Annotated in this window: 14 protein-coding genes and 1 pseudogene; 6 read left to right on the top strand and 9 right to left on the bottom strand. The window is 46.0% G+C overall.

Going from position 1 to position 15,497, the window contains the following annotated elements; genetic code table 11:
* Window positions 1–165: 165 nt before the first annotated feature.
* The 4 genes from IE064_RS12960 to IE064_RS18335 all read left to right on the top strand — a co-directional run bounded on the left by IE064_RS12960 (window position 166) and on the right by IE064_RS18335 (window position 3,961).
* Window positions 166–468 (top strand): type II toxin-antitoxin system HigB family toxin, encoded by a 303-nt coding sequence (locus tag IE064_RS12960; protein WP_189618147.1) that lies wholly within the window; start codon window positions 166–168, stop codon window positions 466–468.
* A 31-nt stretch (window positions 469–499) separates the two neighbouring features.
* Window positions 500–871: a helix-turn-helix domain-containing protein gene (locus IE064_RS12955; protein ID WP_189618146.1), complete on the top strand. Its 372-nt coding sequence runs from the start codon at window positions 500–502 to the stop codon at window positions 869–871.
* Between the two features lie 25 nt (window positions 872–896).
* On the top strand, window positions 897–3,296 hold the full coding sequence (locus IE064_RS12950) for a TOTE conflict system archaeo-eukaryotic primase domain-containing protein (RefSeq protein ID WP_189618145.1): 2,400 nt from the start codon (window positions 897–899) through the stop codon (window positions 3,294–3,296).
* Window positions 3,297–3,814: 518 nt separating this feature from the next.
* Entirely contained in the window at window positions 3,815–3,961 is a 147-nt protein-coding gene (locus IE064_RS18335; RefSeq protein WP_229800044.1) for a hypothetical protein, read from the top strand.
* 761 nt (window positions 3,962–4,722) lie between these two features.
* Here the strand turns inward: IE064_RS18335 and IE064_RS12940 are convergent.
* The 3 genes and pseudogenes from IE064_RS12940 to IE064_RS12930 form a co-directional block, all read right to left on the bottom strand.
* Window positions 4,723–5,973 carry a type II toxin-antitoxin system HipA family toxin gene (locus tag IE064_RS12940; RefSeq protein WP_189618144.1) on the bottom strand — a complete coding sequence of 417 codons (1,251 nt, stop codon included), beginning with the start codon at window positions 5,971–5,973 and terminating at the stop codon, window positions 4,723–4,725.
* Window positions 5,970–6,275 carry a transcriptional regulator gene (locus IE064_RS12935; protein WP_189618143.1) on the bottom strand — a complete coding sequence of 102 codons (306 nt, stop codon included), beginning with the start codon at window positions 6,273–6,275 and terminating at the stop codon, window positions 5,970–5,972. Before IE064_RS12935 ends, IE064_RS12940 begins: the two co-directional genes overlap by 4 nt.
* 1,038 nt (window positions 6,276–7,313) lie before the next feature.
* Window positions 7,314–7,815 (bottom strand): annotated as a pseudogene (locus IE064_RS12930) (IS5 family transposase); the annotation flags it as partial.
* 238 nt (window positions 7,816–8,053) lie between these two features.
* Here IE064_RS12930 and IE064_RS12925 point away from each other — a divergent pair.
* Both IE064_RS12925 and IE064_RS12920 read left to right on the top strand, forming a co-directional pair.
* Window positions 8,054–8,830: an isocitrate lyase/PEP mutase family protein gene (locus IE064_RS12925; protein WP_189618142.1), complete on the top strand. Its 777-nt coding sequence runs from the start codon at window positions 8,054–8,056 to the stop codon at window positions 8,828–8,830.
* Complete coding sequence (locus tag IE064_RS12920; RefSeq protein ID WP_189618141.1) at window positions 8,814–9,860, top strand: bifunctional transcriptional activator/DNA repair enzyme AdaA; 1,047 nt, start codon at window positions 8,814–8,816, stop codon at window positions 9,858–9,860. The genes IE064_RS12925 and IE064_RS12920 overlap by 17 nt, the downstream gene beginning before the upstream one ends.
* A gap of 172 nt (window positions 9,861–10,032) precedes the next feature.
* On the opposite strand, the gene IE064_RS12915 is transcribed toward IE064_RS12920, so the two are convergent.
* From IE064_RS12915 to IE064_RS12890, 6 genes are all read right to left on the bottom strand, one after another.
* Complete coding sequence (locus tag IE064_RS12915) at window positions 10,033–11,136, bottom strand: Acg family FMN-binding oxidoreductase (RefSeq protein WP_189618140.1); 1,104 nt, start codon at window positions 11,134–11,136, stop codon at window positions 10,033–10,035.
* 1 nt (window position 11,137) lies between these two features.
* Window positions 11,138–11,713 carry a DUF3313 family protein gene (locus IE064_RS12910; protein WP_249254923.1) on the bottom strand — a complete coding sequence of 192 codons (576 nt, stop codon included), beginning with the start codon at window positions 11,711–11,713 and terminating at the stop codon, window positions 11,138–11,140.
* Between the two features lie 127 nt (window positions 11,714–11,840).
* Window positions 11,841–12,446, bottom strand: coding sequence for a TetR/AcrR family transcriptional regulator (locus IE064_RS12905; RefSeq protein ID WP_189618138.1), 606 nt, complete (start codon window positions 12,444–12,446; stop codon window positions 11,841–11,843).
* Window positions 12,447–13,047: 601 nt separating this feature from the next.
* The gene (locus IE064_RS12900; protein WP_189618137.1) at window positions 13,048–13,539 is read right to left on the bottom strand and encodes a hypothetical protein; all 492 of its coding nucleotides are present in this window, start codon (window positions 13,537–13,539) and stop codon (window positions 13,048–13,050) included.
* Window positions 13,540–14,050: 511 nt separating this feature from the next.
* Window positions 14,051–14,449, bottom strand: coding sequence for a 50S ribosomal protein L17 (rplQ, locus tag IE064_RS12895; RefSeq protein ID WP_133040256.1), 399 nt, complete (start codon window positions 14,447–14,449; stop codon window positions 14,051–14,053).
* Window positions 14,450–14,489: 40 nt separating this feature from the next.
* Window positions 14,490–15,479 carry a DNA-directed RNA polymerase subunit alpha gene (locus IE064_RS12890; RefSeq protein WP_133040255.1) on the bottom strand — a complete coding sequence of 330 codons (990 nt, stop codon included), beginning with the start codon at window positions 15,477–15,479 and terminating at the stop codon, window positions 14,490–14,492.
* Window positions 15,480–15,497 lie beyond the last annotated feature (18 nt).

The following is a 15,497-nucleotide window of genomic DNA, read 5'->3' as shown; positions in this document are numbered from 1 at the left end:
GTTGGGACAATGGGGCAACACTTGATATGCCGAGCCTTAGAAAGTGAATAAGAGGAAATTACACTGCCCCAAGGAATGGGGCAATTGGGGGCCGTGCCAACAACTCCTTTCAGTCAATCAAACTACAAACTTGCAAAAGTCCCAATATGGGACTAACATCTATTTATGAGAATTATCGCACTATCAACCTTAAAAACATTTTGGGAAGACAGCCCAGAATACATTGACGCTAAAGAGCCAACTTTAGCGTGGTATAGGCATGCATTAAACACTGATTGGGGATCACCGTCGGATGTGAAACAGGACTTTAGAAATGCCAGCATCCTCAAAGATGGGCGTGTCGTGTTTAACATTGCCGGTAATAAATACCGGTTAGTTGTTTGGATCAATTATGCCTACAAGGTGGTTTACATACGGTTTATCGGCAGCCATGCACAATACGATAAAATTGATGTGCAAACGATTTGAAGCCAAAAGGTAGTAACAAGAGGTAAATATAATGGACATCAGACCTATTAAAACAGATGCCGACTACCGCGCGGCATTAAACGACATCGAAAGCCTAATGATGGCGGAGCCTGATACCGTCGAAGGCGAAAAGCTGGACATTTTGGTTACGTTAGTTGAAGCCTACGAAGCAAAGCATTTTCCAATGGATTTGCCAGACCCTGTTGAGGCAATAAAGTTTGAGATGGAGCGTAAAGGCTTAACGGTTAAAGATCTTGAACCCATGATAGGTAAAAGCAATCGTGTTTATGAGATCCTAAACCATAAGCGATCACTCACGCTAAAAATGATTTGGAAACTTCATGAAGGGCTAGGTATTCCAGCAGAGTCGCTGATCAAACCGCCGCAAGTTCGCGCTTCATAGCGCTGCACATAAAAATTATGTTGTCATGAATGACGCTCGCTACCCAAACATTTCGGCTATTGATAACAGGCTAGCTGAGCTTGAAAACGAAAAGCAGCAGCTTCTCGCACTAAGAGAGGCTTTACGAAACGCTCAAAACGAGCGTTCAGTACAGACATTCACCCCAGAACAAAAAGTCGCCCTATTCAGACAACGATTTCGTGGACGAGAGGATATCTTCGCCAATCGTTGGCAAAACCAACAGGGCCGCAGTGGCTATTCCGTAGCCTGTGATAATGAGTGGGTAAGCGGGCTATGCAACAAACCCCGCATTAAATGCCAAAACTGTTCACACCGAAAGTTTAGCGAATTAAACGAGCACATTATTTACAGGCACCTTGCCGGTCATCAAGTGGTTGGTCTGTATCCATTACTGAAAGATAATTCGTGCTATTTGTTGGCAGCCGATTTTGACAAAGGCTGTTGGCAAGAAGAAGTCAAAGCAATATCTAAAGCGTGCCAAGCGTTTGATATTCCCCACGCGATAGAAATCTCGCGTTCTGGCAACGGGGCGCACTTATGGATCTTTTTTGAAACCAACATCCCAGCTAACCAAGCTAGGGCACTTGGTTTCGCTTTGCTTGATAAAGCCATGGAAATATTTCCAAATCTATCGTTTGACTCCTATGACAGGCTCTTTCCTAACCAAGATATCCTTCCTGAAGGCGGGTTTGGTAATCTCATTGCGCTACCACTTCAAAAGGAGGCTCGCCTTTCAGGTCGTAGTTGCTTTGTTGACAGTGAACTGAATGCGATTGACGATCAATGGCGGTACCTTGCTGGGCTTAAAACGCTCACTCAGTCGAGTATTGATCAACTCATAACAACCATTGCACCCGATACCCTATTACTGTCCGAACAAGGGCTAACAGATAACCGCCCACCTTGGGAAATCACAGCCAAAGCCGCACCAATAAAATTAGAGTCTTTGCCGAAAAACGTGACCATTACCTTGGCCAACCATATCTACTTTTTGATGAACGAGTTACCTGGGCCACTACTGGCAGGACTAAAGCGATTAGCTAGTTTTTCTAATCCTGTGTTTTTTAAAACACAAGCTTTGCGCTTTTCAACCCATGGCATTCCAAGATTTATTTCCTGTGCTCGTATCGAAAACGGTTATCTAGCACTACCGCGAGGCTGTCTCGATGATGCGATTGCTTTGCTACAAGAACATAATATTTCGCTACTGTTTGACGATAAGCGTGAAACCGGCAAACCATTATTAAAACTTACCCCTGAATTCACTTTGCGAAAGAATCAGCGGGAAGCGGTGGCCGCAATAACGAAACATGACTTCGGTATTTTGCACGCGCCGACCGCATTTGGAAAAACGGTTACTGCCATTGGCATGATCGTAAAACGCAAAGTAAATACCCTAATACTAGTTCATAGCCGACAATTGCTCGAACAGTGGCAAGAGCGATTACGCACGTTCCTACCCGACGTAAACATTGGCAGTATAGGCGGGGGGAAAAGAAAGCCGAGTGGCATTATCGACATTGCCACCTACCAAAGCTTGGTCAATAAAAAAGACAACACCATCACGCCTCTCATCCAAGACTACGGCCACATTATTGTTGATGAATGCCATCACTTATCCGCGCCAAGGTTTGAATTGGTACTCAACGAGGTAAGAGCAAAATATGTGTTGGGCCTAACAGCAACACCAGAGCGACAAGATGGCCATCAAAAGATCATTTTTATGGCAGCAGGGCCCATTCGCTACAAAGTGAAACAAAGCCCTGATGAGCAATTTACTCAAACCGTGATAATTCATCAGCTCTACGATATACCGCCAGCTGAGCTAATAAAGACAGATGAGCGCCCAAAAATAAGCGATGCCTACCGCTGGCTCGTCGATAACGAACAGCGCACTTCAAAAATTGTCTCAGACGCCTCTCAGTGTGTTCAAAATGGCGGACACCCGTTAGTCCTTACAGAGCGCAGAGAGCACGCAGAGTACATACACTCACGACTTACCGAGATGGGTATAAACACTGTCGTACTCAAAGGCGCCATGAAAGCTGCGGAACGCAAGAACGCTGACAATCATCTGCAATCGGCTCAAGTTGTCGTCGCAACAGGAAAATATGTGGGCGAAGGATTTGACCTGCCAAGGTTGGATACGTTGTTTTTGGCCATGCCAATCGCATGGAAAGGTACATTGGCCCAATATGCCGGTCGCATTCATCGTGAATCGGACGGAAAAACACAAGTCACCATTCACGACTATGTGGACTGTGCCCTTCCTATGTTGCAACGCATGTTTAAAAAACGCGAGAAAAGCTACAAGGCAATGGGGTACGCCCTTGAGTACTTTGATGGTAACCGTGACAAGCGACCTTCACTCAACGCGTATTCAACAAATACGAAGTCAAATTAGCAAGCCGCTCTTCGTTCAACACTTCCCCATGCCTTTATACCCATACGCCAAAACCACTATCCGTTTGGCTTTTGGATCGAAAAGCCAAACAGGGAAATTAGCCCATTTACTGTTTGGCTTCTCGATTGAAATCCAAAGCCGGGAGGCCATGCCAGTACTGGCTCAAAGCAAGGTTTGGCACTTTTTGCACCCTAAACCAACCTCGACACCGAAGTACAAACCGTTTGATTTTTACAACCCAGAATGCAAATGATCGTTTGGCGTCTCGATTTTTTTGCACTAGTTGGATGCCACCAAACAGCGCTGTATTGGACGATGTATTTCAAACAGTTAGCCGCGTACAGGTCATCAGGACAAACCGATTTGACTGGTTAGTTTGATGGCCATTTCTTTCATCTATTTCACCACCGAGTCTGCACCTGACCACTGAAAATAGACGGCATGAAAAAACCAACAAGTTGATAAGTGATGTGTTATGGGCAAGTGGCAATGATTGCGACAGAGAATGGATACAGCAGGTGGTCGCTTTACTGGTTGGGCATGGCGCGTTTACCCTCTACCCCGCGCTAAGCCAGTGCGATAATGCGGCCGAACGTTTAACCCGCTGGCTGACCTATCAGTTACCGCGCGTTAAACAAGCGCACCCAGGCTGCCCGATTCACTAATGGCTGAATAGTATTGGCGCACAAGTGATCGTAGAAAAATGGCAAAGCCCCTAGCAATGGCCAAACCTGTATTGGCTGCCTTTACCTGAGGTTGATGGCCACGCGCAAAGAGGGCTAGTTTTGTTACCAGCACATTTGTTACCCGTATATAGGGATGACACGAGTCAAACCAACACACTGCAAGCAAACGCACCCGCCAACGCCTGTATCTTTTGGTGCATTACGCCTCTATCTAAAACAGGAAAACGCACTACCTTGCCCCCCAAACAGCAAAACCGAACTTTTTGTTTGCCCAGCGCGCCAGAGCAAATGGGCAAATCTTGTACGGGGTTATTACTGAGAGGTTTGATAAAGGAAAGCCAAAAACGAAACGCCAGCGTGATCAGCCACCAGATCAACCTAGCGCTGCTGCACCACCTTTGTGAGCCGGAGAATGATGTGTGGATTACGAACAAATGCTTTGGTAACGAGAACCAAACTCAACAACAAGGCTAAATAGCTTGATATTTGTTATAAAGAAAACCACAACTTCACACAATCTCATTGAAGCTGGTTGAGCCTTTACCTAGTGTTTTGGCTCGTGGCTGCGCCTCAGACGCCGTTAAGACTGGGGCTTGGTGAATTAAGGCGTTGCCCAAACTGCCCCAAAAACCCAAGGGATGAGTAGTGTGTTACAACACTCGGAGTGTGAGGCAAAGCATAAAAGTGAAACTATAACTTCTCTATATACTAAAAAATGAAAATATAGTTTCACTGATTCATTAAACGTTAAACGCCGATTGTTTCATGGCTTGCTCGGCTCGGCTGATCCCGAGCTGCTTAGCAACGGTTTGCCATTGCTTAACCGCAATTAATACTTCATCGTAAATTTGCGTGGCTTGGGTTTGCGAAAGTCGGAAGAAGTCTTTTACGTCAAACGCTAATTGGTAGTCTAAAGCGTTGTCTGCATCGGTAATATTCAGATGCAGGCCATGCTTACCCACTATCGGGTTTAAATCATAAGCGGGTGATAACTTCCAACCATTCTTTGTTAATAAAAATCCATGGTTACGCAGGTGATCATCCGTGTTGGACACCGCAATATTAAACACGATACGACGCCATAGCTGTGCTAAATCAGCTTCGGTTTGTGCACCACAATTGGAAATAAATTCAGCAATCTCTAAGTAACTGGCACCTTGAGATTGTTCACCGTCATAGTATTGAAGCTGTGTCATAGCCGATGAAAAATGCAGTCGCTGGTCACCGTCTCGGTCAAACCGTTTTGTTAAAAATGTATGATGCCCAGAGGAAAATCGTTTAATCTCACTTGGAAACATGTCAACACCTGCCACCAACGCCAATTCATAACAAACCATCTCCCACGCCCCCACGTCATGGGTATCATTTAAGTTGGGAAACTTGGCAATCCACAAGTGGCCTTGCTCATCTGTCACACAAGCCTTGGGCCTTGCACCGCCTAATGATGAGCCTGGAGAAATCAGCATTTTCAACCAGCAGTAATACTCGTCACTGTCGATGTTATCGTCTTTTTCAATCTGCATTGCTGCGTGCTCTAGCTCTCGCAGAGAAGCCATTGGCGGCGCAGCAAACTCAGAATTGTCATCTAAGAAAGCATCCAAGCCTGCTCGCTTAAATCGAATCCCCCCCATCCGGTATGAGTCATGCACGCCCAGCAGGTAATCCAGTTCGTTTAATCGACTTGTTGCACGAATCCCCTTGCGCACTTCAATGGCCGCACGCCGCTGCATTAAAATACGCCCCCATCTATCAGGCGATGAATCGAGAAATGCACGAAAGTTTTTATCGGCTTCATCGTTGTAGAGTTCACCGGAGTGAAGCATCAACATAGGATCAATTTGCAAGCGATAGGCTGACGTTAAAAATGCTTTTTCGTAGACAAAACTAAACACGCCACCTCGGCTTGAATCGCTGTAAGCAAGCTGCCCTATTAGCAAAGGTGCTTCAATTGGCTGCCAGTCGGCATAGACTTCAACGATTTCACGACTCATCTTGAACCTTCCAGCAATTTTATATTTTGCAGCTTGAGACCCACTTCATCATGGGCGGCCATTTCTGCAAAGTTGCTTTCCATGCCAAGAACGGCCATCACCTTTAAGTAAGTTCCTATGGCAACGCCAGGATCACCTGCGAAGACTTTATTCACGGTTTTATGATCAAAGCCAGTACGATCACACAGCAACTTTTTTGTAAAACCACGTCGTTTCATCGCTAACAATAAGTCCTCACCAAAATGCGTCAGGATTTTGCGTTGCTTTGGAAACAGTACATTGTGCAAATCACGCTTAGCCATATCACCAACATAAGGGACTATATTCCCGTTATTTAATCATTACTGGGAATATAGTCCAACCTTGAAATCCAAGCAACTCCAATAAGCTAAATGTAGGACTATATTCCCATTTTAATCAATATAATTGGATTTATATCCTACTTTTAGGTTTAGCTTGCGCGTTGGCCAAGGCGATGATGTGAATCCCTGAATTCCAAAGGCCACCAAATCACACTTTTATGCGCGTAAAAGTGTGAAATGCAAGTCGAGTACTCGTCCATGCGTTTACTGAACTGGAAAATTCAACGGTTAGAGGTCTACACAAAGTGACCTTATAGGTAACAATTTGTAGACCTGAATGCCGACCATTCGACACTCTGATTTATCACTCTTGGACACCATAATATCCATATCAAGCTTGTTTCTATTAAAACGGACACCATAATGTCCATTTCTGGTTAGGTGAGTTTCCTGCTGACTCACCACTATCGCATAGAACAAGCGAAAAAATGGCCAAACTATGTTGACAAAAATCGTGCTCGATAAAGCCTTTTAAAACTGCTATTTTCGAGTCCTAACAGCAGCATAAAAACGGCACTGTTTTTCCATTGCTAACCACTAAGATTTAGTAAAAGCCATAGGCAAGTGGTGGGCAGTTTGGTGGGCAAACAGGCATTTTTGAGCGGTTTCTTTTCGATAATTTGTTGATTTTGAAAGGGCCTAGACCACTACTCACTGAGCAGATCCGAATGTTGAATAATTTTCTCTTGTTTTTCCAAAGCTTTCCAATATTTATCAAAGCCCTAAATTATCAGGGCTTTTCATTTCCAACCTGTTCTTGTACGTTTCAATCTGTTGCATCCAAGCGGTGAGTTAACTGGTGAGTAATGCCTCGCTATACTTGCATCAAATGGTGAGTATTTGGAGATTATGTGGCATCTATGACAGCAAAGCAGGTGGCCGCACTTGCAAAATCAGGAGAGCCGACAAAAAAATCCGACGGAAAAGGACTCTACTTCGTCGTTCCAGACTCGGGAGCGCCCTATGATTGTTTAATTATTAAACTACATAATGAGTTTCAGGCATGCCTAGCCCTATGAGCTTGTTCAACGCCCTCATCATCGGGTAAGTTTCTCCTACCTGACCGCTATAATTTCGCAGGCTTAGTCTGCCACCTAATAGTTGCTTCGCCCTGTACATGGCAGTTTCTGAGATTGACCGACGATGATACCCATGGCACTTCTTCCACTGCTTATTTGAACCATGAAGCTGTTGCCAACTGACTGCTAAGTTACGTGGATGTCCTGGTTCCCAAAGCGCTGCACCTTTCTGAGGGGGAATGAGCACTGAAGCACATTTTCTACGAACGGAATCGTGACATGCTCTCGTGTCGTAAGCACCATCAGCTGAGATATTGCGGATTTTTCGATGGTTTTTCGGCATGACTTCACGCGTCGGTCACATTTGATAAGCTGAGTTCTGCTCCAATGATCTCGTGAGTATGTGTATCGACGGCAATATGTAGTTTACTCCACACTCTGCGCTTACTATCTGGACCATGTTATAAGACGTCCTCCTCAGAGTGCCTAAAAGTTATACCCAGAGTCTGCTGATCGCTCAGAGCAGGCCTGACGACCACCCGGCCTGTCTATTTCGGGCCAGGAACGGACATTGAACGTTTTTGATTTGGTCCTCTCTGAAGTCAGACTATCCTTGCCAAAAATGGTCGTCTGAATTTCGGTTGTGACGTTCTTACTGAATGCTTAGAGTCATTTTCAATCTATTGAGAGGATTTGGATATGAACTTTGCAGAACTCCACAACCAGCATGAGCCACTTCTTATCGCTAATGTTTGGGATGCCGCCAGTGCCGCCGCAGCGCAAGAAGCAGGTTATCAGGCATTGGGAACGTCCAGCGCAGCAATCGCGTCCACACTTGGATATGAAGACGGGCAGGGAATGCCATTTGATGCGTTATTTTATATGGTCACCCGTATCCGGGCTGTCAGCAAGCTGCCATTGAGCGTTGACATGGAAGCAGGGTATGGTGATTCAGCCGAAGAGATAACAGCCAATCTCAGGCGCCTTGCTCAGACAGGCGTCGCAGGCGTTAACCTTGAAGACAGCAGAGTCATAAACGGGGTGCGTCAGCTTGACGATGCCTCTGATTTTACCTGTACCCTGAGGACAGTAAGCGATGCGCTGAGAAGCGAAAATCATAGCCTGTTTCTGAACATCCGGACTGACACTTACCTGCTCGGGCATGTAGACGCGTTGCAGGAGACGATATTACGGGGTCAGAGCTATAAAGCTGCAGGAGCTAACGGCCTTTTTGTTCCCTGCCTGACGTCAGAGAAAGACATCAGCCTCATTGCAGAGGCAACGGGTCTGCCTCTTAATGTTATGTGTATGCCCGACCTTCCGTCGTTCGATAGGCTCAAGCTGGCCGGTGTAAGCCGCATTTCAATGGGCAATTTTGTGCATTCAGCCATTCAGTCAAAACTGACTGATTTCATGCTTACGATCCTATCTCGTCAGACGTTTGAAGGACTTTTTAGTGATGAAAATAACCGATAAGAATTTATGTGATATCTGGTATCAGGCATTACTTGAACGTGCTTCAGAATATACTGGCGTGTTTTTTGTTGGCGTCAAAACCACGGGCGTATTCTGTATTTCGGTATGCCGGGCACGAAAGCCTAAGCGTGAAAATGTCGAATTTTATAAAGATGCCAAATCTGCCCTTGCGGCCGGCTTTCGTCCCTGTAAGGTCTGCAGACCTGCTGAAAATGCGCACAGCGCGCCATTATTTATTGAACAGGCGCTTGCGCTTGTCAGGCGCGATATTAAATCCCGTGTTGCAGACGCGGAGCTTCGTCAGCATGGAATCAGTCCGGAGCGGGTAAGACGCTGGTTCCTGCAACATCACGGCATCACTTTTCAGACTTTCCAACGCATGCAGCGGGTGAACGTTGCCCTGCAAGAGCTGAAAAGCGGACGAGCGGCGACAGACGTAGCGCTGGATAATGGATATGAATCCCTGAGCGGGTTTGGTTATACCTACAAGCGACTCACTGGTGCCGCGCCGACTCAGGCAACCCAGGTGATTGTCATTCACCGCTTTACCACGACGCTTGGGCCGATGTTTGTCTGTGCGACAGAGCGGGGCGTCTGTCTGCTTGAGTTTACCGATCGCCGGATGTTAGAAACAGAATTTCGCGATATTCAGCGTTTATTTAACGCCAGAATCGTCACCGGAGAAAACAGCCATACCCGGCAGACAGTAAAAGAGATCAGCGAGTATTTTGCCGGAACGCGTCGACAGTTTGATCTCTCTGTAGATGCCCCGGGGAGTGATTTTCAACAATCCGTCTGGCGCGAGCTCCGGGCAGTTCCCTATGGACAGACCTCACACTATCAGGCCATCTCACTACAGATGAATAAGCCAAATGCTGTGCGCGCCGTTGCTGCGGCTAATGGTGCAAACCGGATTGCGATTGTGATCCCATGTCACAGGATAATTGGAAAAGATGGAGGGATGATCGGTTATGGGGGAGGCATTTCACGTAAAGAGTGGCTCATTGAGCATGAAAGCAACAACGTTTAATGGTGAAGTGGTCAAGTAAAACTGGCCACGGCACAGGAATGCCTAAATATACAGTAGGTTGCGGCAGTAAATTGGAGGTAACCAAACGACAACCATCGCATATATCACACTCAAGGAACATTACTCTTTACTGGCGCGCAGAGCAGCCAATGTCATAGATAACAGCAACGGATCACCGTGCAAACCATGCCACAGGCCGTCTAACACTGACAGGTGCCGGATAATGGTCGACATAGCCTACTCGGGCTAGCATCTGTACGTCGACACCAAAAGTACGTTGCATTGTTTGTTGTCCATCAGCACTTTCCAGCAATTGGCTCATAGGATGGCAAGCAATCTGCCTTTCTCTAAGCATTAGGAATACACGTTGAAAGTCACGCCCACATTCAATAAGGTCTTTCGACGAGGAACCTTTGGCGCTAAAGATAAGCCAACCCGCACCTTCATTTACCAACTGTGCGGTCATATCAACCGTCTGTTTGCGAAACGAAGCTGAGAGGACATCTTTTTCATCATAAAAATGATCAACTACCCAAGCTGTAACACTGTTGAGTTCCATTGCTGCAGTTGTTAACCCATCCATATGCGTTATCACAGTTTGATGCCCAAATCTCGTCCAGTGTGCTAACTCATTCATTATTGATGGGGCTTGACACTGAGAGACCGTAGCGCTTAGCGTTCCCTCGCGCAAGAGTGCCGCCTCAGAGTTGTTGGCGGGGACATATCTTAACTTCCCGGATAGCTGAGCTTCCAACCAGTTGACATCATCGCTAGATAATAATCGGGGCAATTGTCCGTGCCTGATCACCCGTCGTTGCTGAATATGGATCAGGTTATCTTTCGCCATTGGCGATATCGCCGCGGGAAGCAACTGTATAGCATATGCGGCTGAGTCATCCGTATCCCCAGAAAGAGGAACCAACGACACCGAAAAACCATAGGCCGATGCTGCCTGACATAGATTTTCAATGAATGCACCGATGGATATAAGAGTTTCCCTGCCTCGTGGATCGACGGCGGGAAGTCGACGAGTAGCCGCAATATGGAGGTGCCAGTAATATGGCTCTAACAGCAGCAATTCCCATGGCTGACTATTATGTCCGCTGGGAGCTCTAGCAGCATGCCTCAGAATGTCCCGCGTCACTGATAGCAGTTGGGAGGACTCAGGAGTGAATGCGACGGTGTCTGATGCACAAGCCATCAGCAAGGGCATACTACCGAGCGCAATCACTGATTTGGCACACAAGCCAGCAAAATGACGGCGTGACCAGTTCATTTTATGAGTTCCTTTGCGCGATTATGTTCACTGATGGTCGTTGAAACCTGTCCGTCAGTAGCTGGTGAAATTGCTGCGTTAGCTGTTCAAGTCCTTGCTCAACGTGCCGGTATTGATGAAAATAACCAGAAAATTCGGATGGCGAGCCGTTACTGGCGGCGCTCATCGCTGCAAGGCGTTTACCAGATTTTTGTTCCACGGCTTCAATTTCAATGCTCACCCCACCATTGGCAAATGGAACAAATAGCGTCAGTGTTGTCAGTACATTGAGTATCGGTTTGGCTGGATGTACTGCAGTGATCATCGCACGGATAACTATTGCCGGTTGCTCAGTTACAATAGGGTTATCCGTTGTCTTAAACTCATTAACCAAAGTTTGTTGCAGAAAATGACATAACTGATCACGTTCTGTGTCACTCAGACTATTAGTGTCATGGCCATTAATAATGGTTACCGGGGCAATAAGCACCCGCGCAAGATTAAGCGGCTGTGGTGACCGCGTAACCAGTACTAACGGTTTTCCACTTAATGGTTGCAAAGCCCCATAATTATCCAAAAAACCACTATGTGTCGGCATTTGCGTTGCGCAACCTGTTAACCCAATGCAACAGATAAAGAGAACAAGCTTCTTTTTTAACTTGACCAAACACATTGCCATACTCCATGTCACCAGTTGGTGACTTGCATGATAAAAAAATTTGCGGTTACGCTGATATAAAACAGCGAAGACACATCTCAGTTAAAGCAGCTTCAAGTCTTTGCCACCCCAAATCAGAGTCTATGGCAATCTTGTTAAAGATGTGTGTGTTACGCCCTCGGATCAACAGATAATTAATCGCGGCACCAAACAACGCCGAGGTAGCGGCGATATCGAGATTTGTAGCCGATATTTCGTCACTAAAACGTTGGAAAAATTTTTCGACCCACTGTTCTCGAACATCTGCTAATAGTTGTGTCAATTCATTGTGCTCGACCAGCTCCCACGCCATGATCTCCAACGTCATCGGCCGCCGACGCATTGCTCTGGCAAATTGAACTAAGAGCTCCGCCATTTTTTCGCCGATACTTTTTTGCTTAAAAACCTCGATGTCACCAATGATTTCGTCTAAAGACGGCCAGAAATCTATGGAGTTCCCATATGCGCGCAACAACCCAGGCAAGCCACCAAAGTAACGGTAAATAAGTGCTTTATCGACTTTCGCCTGACGAGATACAGAGTTGACCCCGAACTTACTAAAGCCGTCCCTTGCGAGAATATACCCCACTGCTGCAATCATTTTTTCCTGGGTTTTTTGCTTGTCTCGAATCATATTGGCCTGCTTAAGTTATTTCGGCCCTTATGATGTCACCACACAGTGACATTGTAAATAGCATATATCTATAAGGTAGTATCAAAAGCTAATCCCACTCATTGTGCCGTTTATAAAATATCAGTGAGAAACCAATGTGTACGCCGAGATGATCGCATCGCCTTGTCGTTGACATGTAACGTGCATTGCTTATTCCATAGTGGCAACTCACATATCCTACACGCCTTCAGTCTGACACTCCCTGCTAGGTGCTACGCTGAGGTCAAGAGTTCCAGAAGTACATCATTGTCACCCATGCTTTTTAGGCTGCCCTCAACCGAAATCACCGCATGAGTTTGGGCATCGACACTTAAGTGCAGCTTGAGCTAAGCAAGTCACTCCTCTTTGCCGTGCTTACGGAGTTTCCATTCGTCCTCAGTGAAAGACTTTCAGCCCAATGGTATCAATAACGACGGGGGCAACCGAGCCATGATCTCGCCGCAGATACAGAGACAACTTGGTAACTCATCTACTTCAAGCGCCCTTAAAATGGGGTGATTACCCAGCAGTTAACTGATTCTTTACCGGTAACTGCTAAGTCTATATTCATTAGTATTTACCGTTATAAAATGATCTTTACATCAGTGGACTTAATATCATTAATTGATGCTAATGCTTTCTTAGCCTCATCCAAGGTGAAGAACTGTTCTGTTGACTGGACTTTCGGCATTGGTTGAAATTCCAATGACTTAATATTGAAAGGTAAGTCTTCCTCGCTTAAATAACGTATGGGGAAACGATCTCCACCCCACATGTCATCTACTTTAATTTCAGCATACTCTGAGAACATAAATCGATAGCGCTTTTTCTTATTGGGATCTTTAGTCACTAGCATCACTTCTGATAATTTCCCAATTAAAAAAGCTTGTCCATGTTTATGGGTAACTTCGCCCCAGTCGTTACCTCTACGCTTATCGTTAGTATTCTGGCAGCAAACTACATAATCTACAGAGTCATTCACACGAGCGGGATTGGCAGTCCAGTCGCCAGATCCTCCTTCACGTAAAATGCGATGAGTCCCTCTTGCGGTAAAGGTCAATGCAATATTTTTCATACAAAAACTATCTCACAACTATTAATAGAAATACTATAGTTAAATAATATTATGTCGTCAAACTATTAAATAACTATATATAGTTATATTATAGTTTTTCGGTTTAATACTAACTTTTTTAGCTAAATATCTAACTGCTCGCGAGCAGACAGGAACTAGGTAAGAAGGTAAACAAACTTGGATATACTCAGCAACATTTTGCAGGGTTTATGGGCATTCTAAAGTCACCATAGCAGAGTTTGAGAATAGTAGTTTTACTGGTTTGCTTGATATTTATGAGCGATTGCTTAATGCAGTAGTATGTAACACCTAAGCGTCATGGGCGATCGGGTTGCGATGAGATTGAGAACTTTTTGCGGAAGATGATTAAGAGTATTTGAAGCAAGTCTGCCAAGCAAAATCAACTTCATCGCCGTTCTATGTTAGATCTGTTGATGCATGGTTCAGTGCACAAAGCGATTAAACAACAAAAAGCCGGGCGATGCCCGGCTTTTTTCATCCCAAATGATGCCTATTCAGCAGCAGCTTCCGCTTCTACAGCTTCAGCTGTTTCTGGACGACCTACTAACTCGATGTAAGCCATAGGGGCCTTATCACCGGCACGCAGACCGCACTTCAGGATACGGGTGTAACCACCCTGACGTTCCAGGTAACGAGGACCCAGTTCGTTAAACAATTTACCAACGACGCTTTCGTCGCGGGTGCGGGCAAACGCCAGACGACGATTTGCAACGCTGTCACTCTTAGCAAGTGTAATCAAAGGTTCAACTACGCGACGCAGTTCTTTTGCCTTCACCAGAGTCGTCACGATGATTTCGTGACGAACCAATGAACTAGCCATGTTACGGAACATAGCTTGGCGGTGGCTGCTGTTGCGGTTAAGTTGACGACCACTCTTACGATGGCGCATGACTTAATCCTTATAACCTAAATCTGTACAAGTCAGAGACTTACAGGTCATCTGCTAAACTGGCTGGAGGCCAGTTCTCCAGACGCATACCTAAAGAAAGTCCGCGAGAAGCCAAAACGTCTTTGATCTCGGTAAGAGATTTCTTACCCAGGTTAGGTGTTTTGAGCAACTCAACTTCTGTACGTTGTACCAGATCACCGATGTAATGAATCGCTTCGGCTTTCAGACAGTTAGCCGAACGTACAGTGAGCTCTAAATCGTCGACAGGACGCAACAAAATCGGATCGAATTCCGGCTTTTCTTCTTTCTTCTCTGGTTCAGAAACATCGCGCAGCTCTACAAACGCATCCAGCTGTTCGGCCAGAATGGTCGCAGAACGACGAATCGCTTCTTCAGGATCGATAGTACCGTTGGTGGTCATATCAATAACCAGTTTATCCAGGTCTGTACGCTGTTCAACACGGGCCGCCTCTACGTTGTAGGCGATGCGTTCAACAGGTGAGAAAGAAGCATCGACCAGCAAACGGCCGATAGGACGATCGTCTTCCTCGGTCTGAGCGCGGGCAGAAGCCGGCACATAACCACGACCACGTTCAACACGAATACGCATGCTGATGCCGTGACTACCTGTCAAATGACAGATGACATGGTCAGGATTTACGATTGTCACATCACCATCATGGGTGATGTCTGCAGCGGTAACAGGGCCTGCGCCGGTCTTGCTCAGGGTGAGCAAAGCCTCGTCTTTACCCTCAATGATAACCGCCAATCCTTTAAGGTTCAGCAATATCTCGAGGATATCTTCTTGTACGCCTTCCTTACTGCTGTATTCGTGCAGTACACCGTCGATCTCGACTTCGGTAACCGCGCAGCCGGGCATAGACGACAATAGGATGCGACGCAACGCGTTACCCAGAGTATGACCAAAACCACGCTCCAGCGGCTCCAGTGTTACCTTGGCACGAGTTGGGTTAACCTGCTCGATATCTACGAGACGCGGTTTAAGAAATTCTGTAACAGAACCCTGCATTGTGTCCTCTCTTGTTAG

The sequence above is a fragment of the Shewanella fodinae genome, from assembly GCF_014651955.1.
GTDB classification, from domain to species: Bacteria; Pseudomonadota; Gammaproteobacteria; order Enterobacterales; family Shewanellaceae; genus Shewanella; species Shewanella fodinae.
The sequence above is the reverse complement of the archived record's forward strand: the minus strand, read 5'-3'. Positions and strand labels throughout refer to the sequence as shown.

Excerpts from the sequence above, each read along its gene's own strand:
- IE064_RS12960 (WP_189618147.1), top strand. The coding sequence starts at position 166 with ATGAGAATTATCGCACTATCAACCTTAAAAACATTTTGGGAAGACAGC.
- IE064_RS12955 (WP_189618146.1), top strand. The coding sequence starts at position 500 with ATGGACATCAGACCTATTAAAACAGATGCCGACTACCGCGCGGCATTA.
- IE064_RS12950 (WP_189618145.1), top strand. The coding sequence starts at position 897 with ATGAATGACGCTCGCTACCCAAACATTTCGGCTATTGATAACAGGCTA.
- IE064_RS12940 (WP_189618144.1), bottom strand. The coding sequence starts at position 5,973 with ATGAGTCGTGAAATCGTTGAAGTCTATGCCGACTGGCAGCCAATTGAA.
- IE064_RS12935 (WP_189618143.1), bottom strand. The coding sequence starts at position 6,275 with ATGGCTAAGCGTGATTTGCACAATGTACTGTTTCCAAAGCAACGCAAA.
- IE064_RS12925 (WP_189618142.1), top strand. The coding sequence starts at position 8,054 with ATGAACTTTGCAGAACTCCACAACCAGCATGAGCCACTTCTTATCGCT.
- IE064_RS12920 (WP_189618141.1), top strand. The coding sequence starts at position 8,814 with ATGAAAATAACCGATAAGAATTTATGTGATATCTGGTATCAGGCATTA.
- IE064_RS12915 (WP_189618140.1), bottom strand. The coding sequence starts at position 11,136 with ATGAACTGGTCACGCCGTCATTTTGCTGGCTTGTGTGCCAAATCAGTG.
- IE064_RS12910 (WP_249254923.1), bottom strand. The coding sequence starts at position 11,713 with ATGCCGACACATAGTGGTTTTTTGGATAATTATGGGGCTTTGCAACCA.
- IE064_RS12905 (WP_189618138.1), bottom strand. The coding sequence starts at position 12,446 with ATGATTCGAGACAAGCAAAAAACCCAGGAAAAAATGATTGCAGCAGTG.
- IE064_RS12900 (WP_189618137.1), bottom strand. The coding sequence starts at position 13,539 with ATGAAAAATATTGCATTGACCTTTACCGCAAGAGGGACTCATCGCATT.
- rplQ (WP_133040256.1), bottom strand. The coding sequence starts at position 14,449 with ATGCGCCATCGTAAGAGTGGTCGTCAACTTAACCGCAACAGCAGCCAC.
- IE064_RS12890 (WP_133040255.1), bottom strand. The coding sequence starts at position 15,479 with ATGCAGGGTTCTGTTACAGAATTTCTTAAACCGCGTCTCGTAGATATC.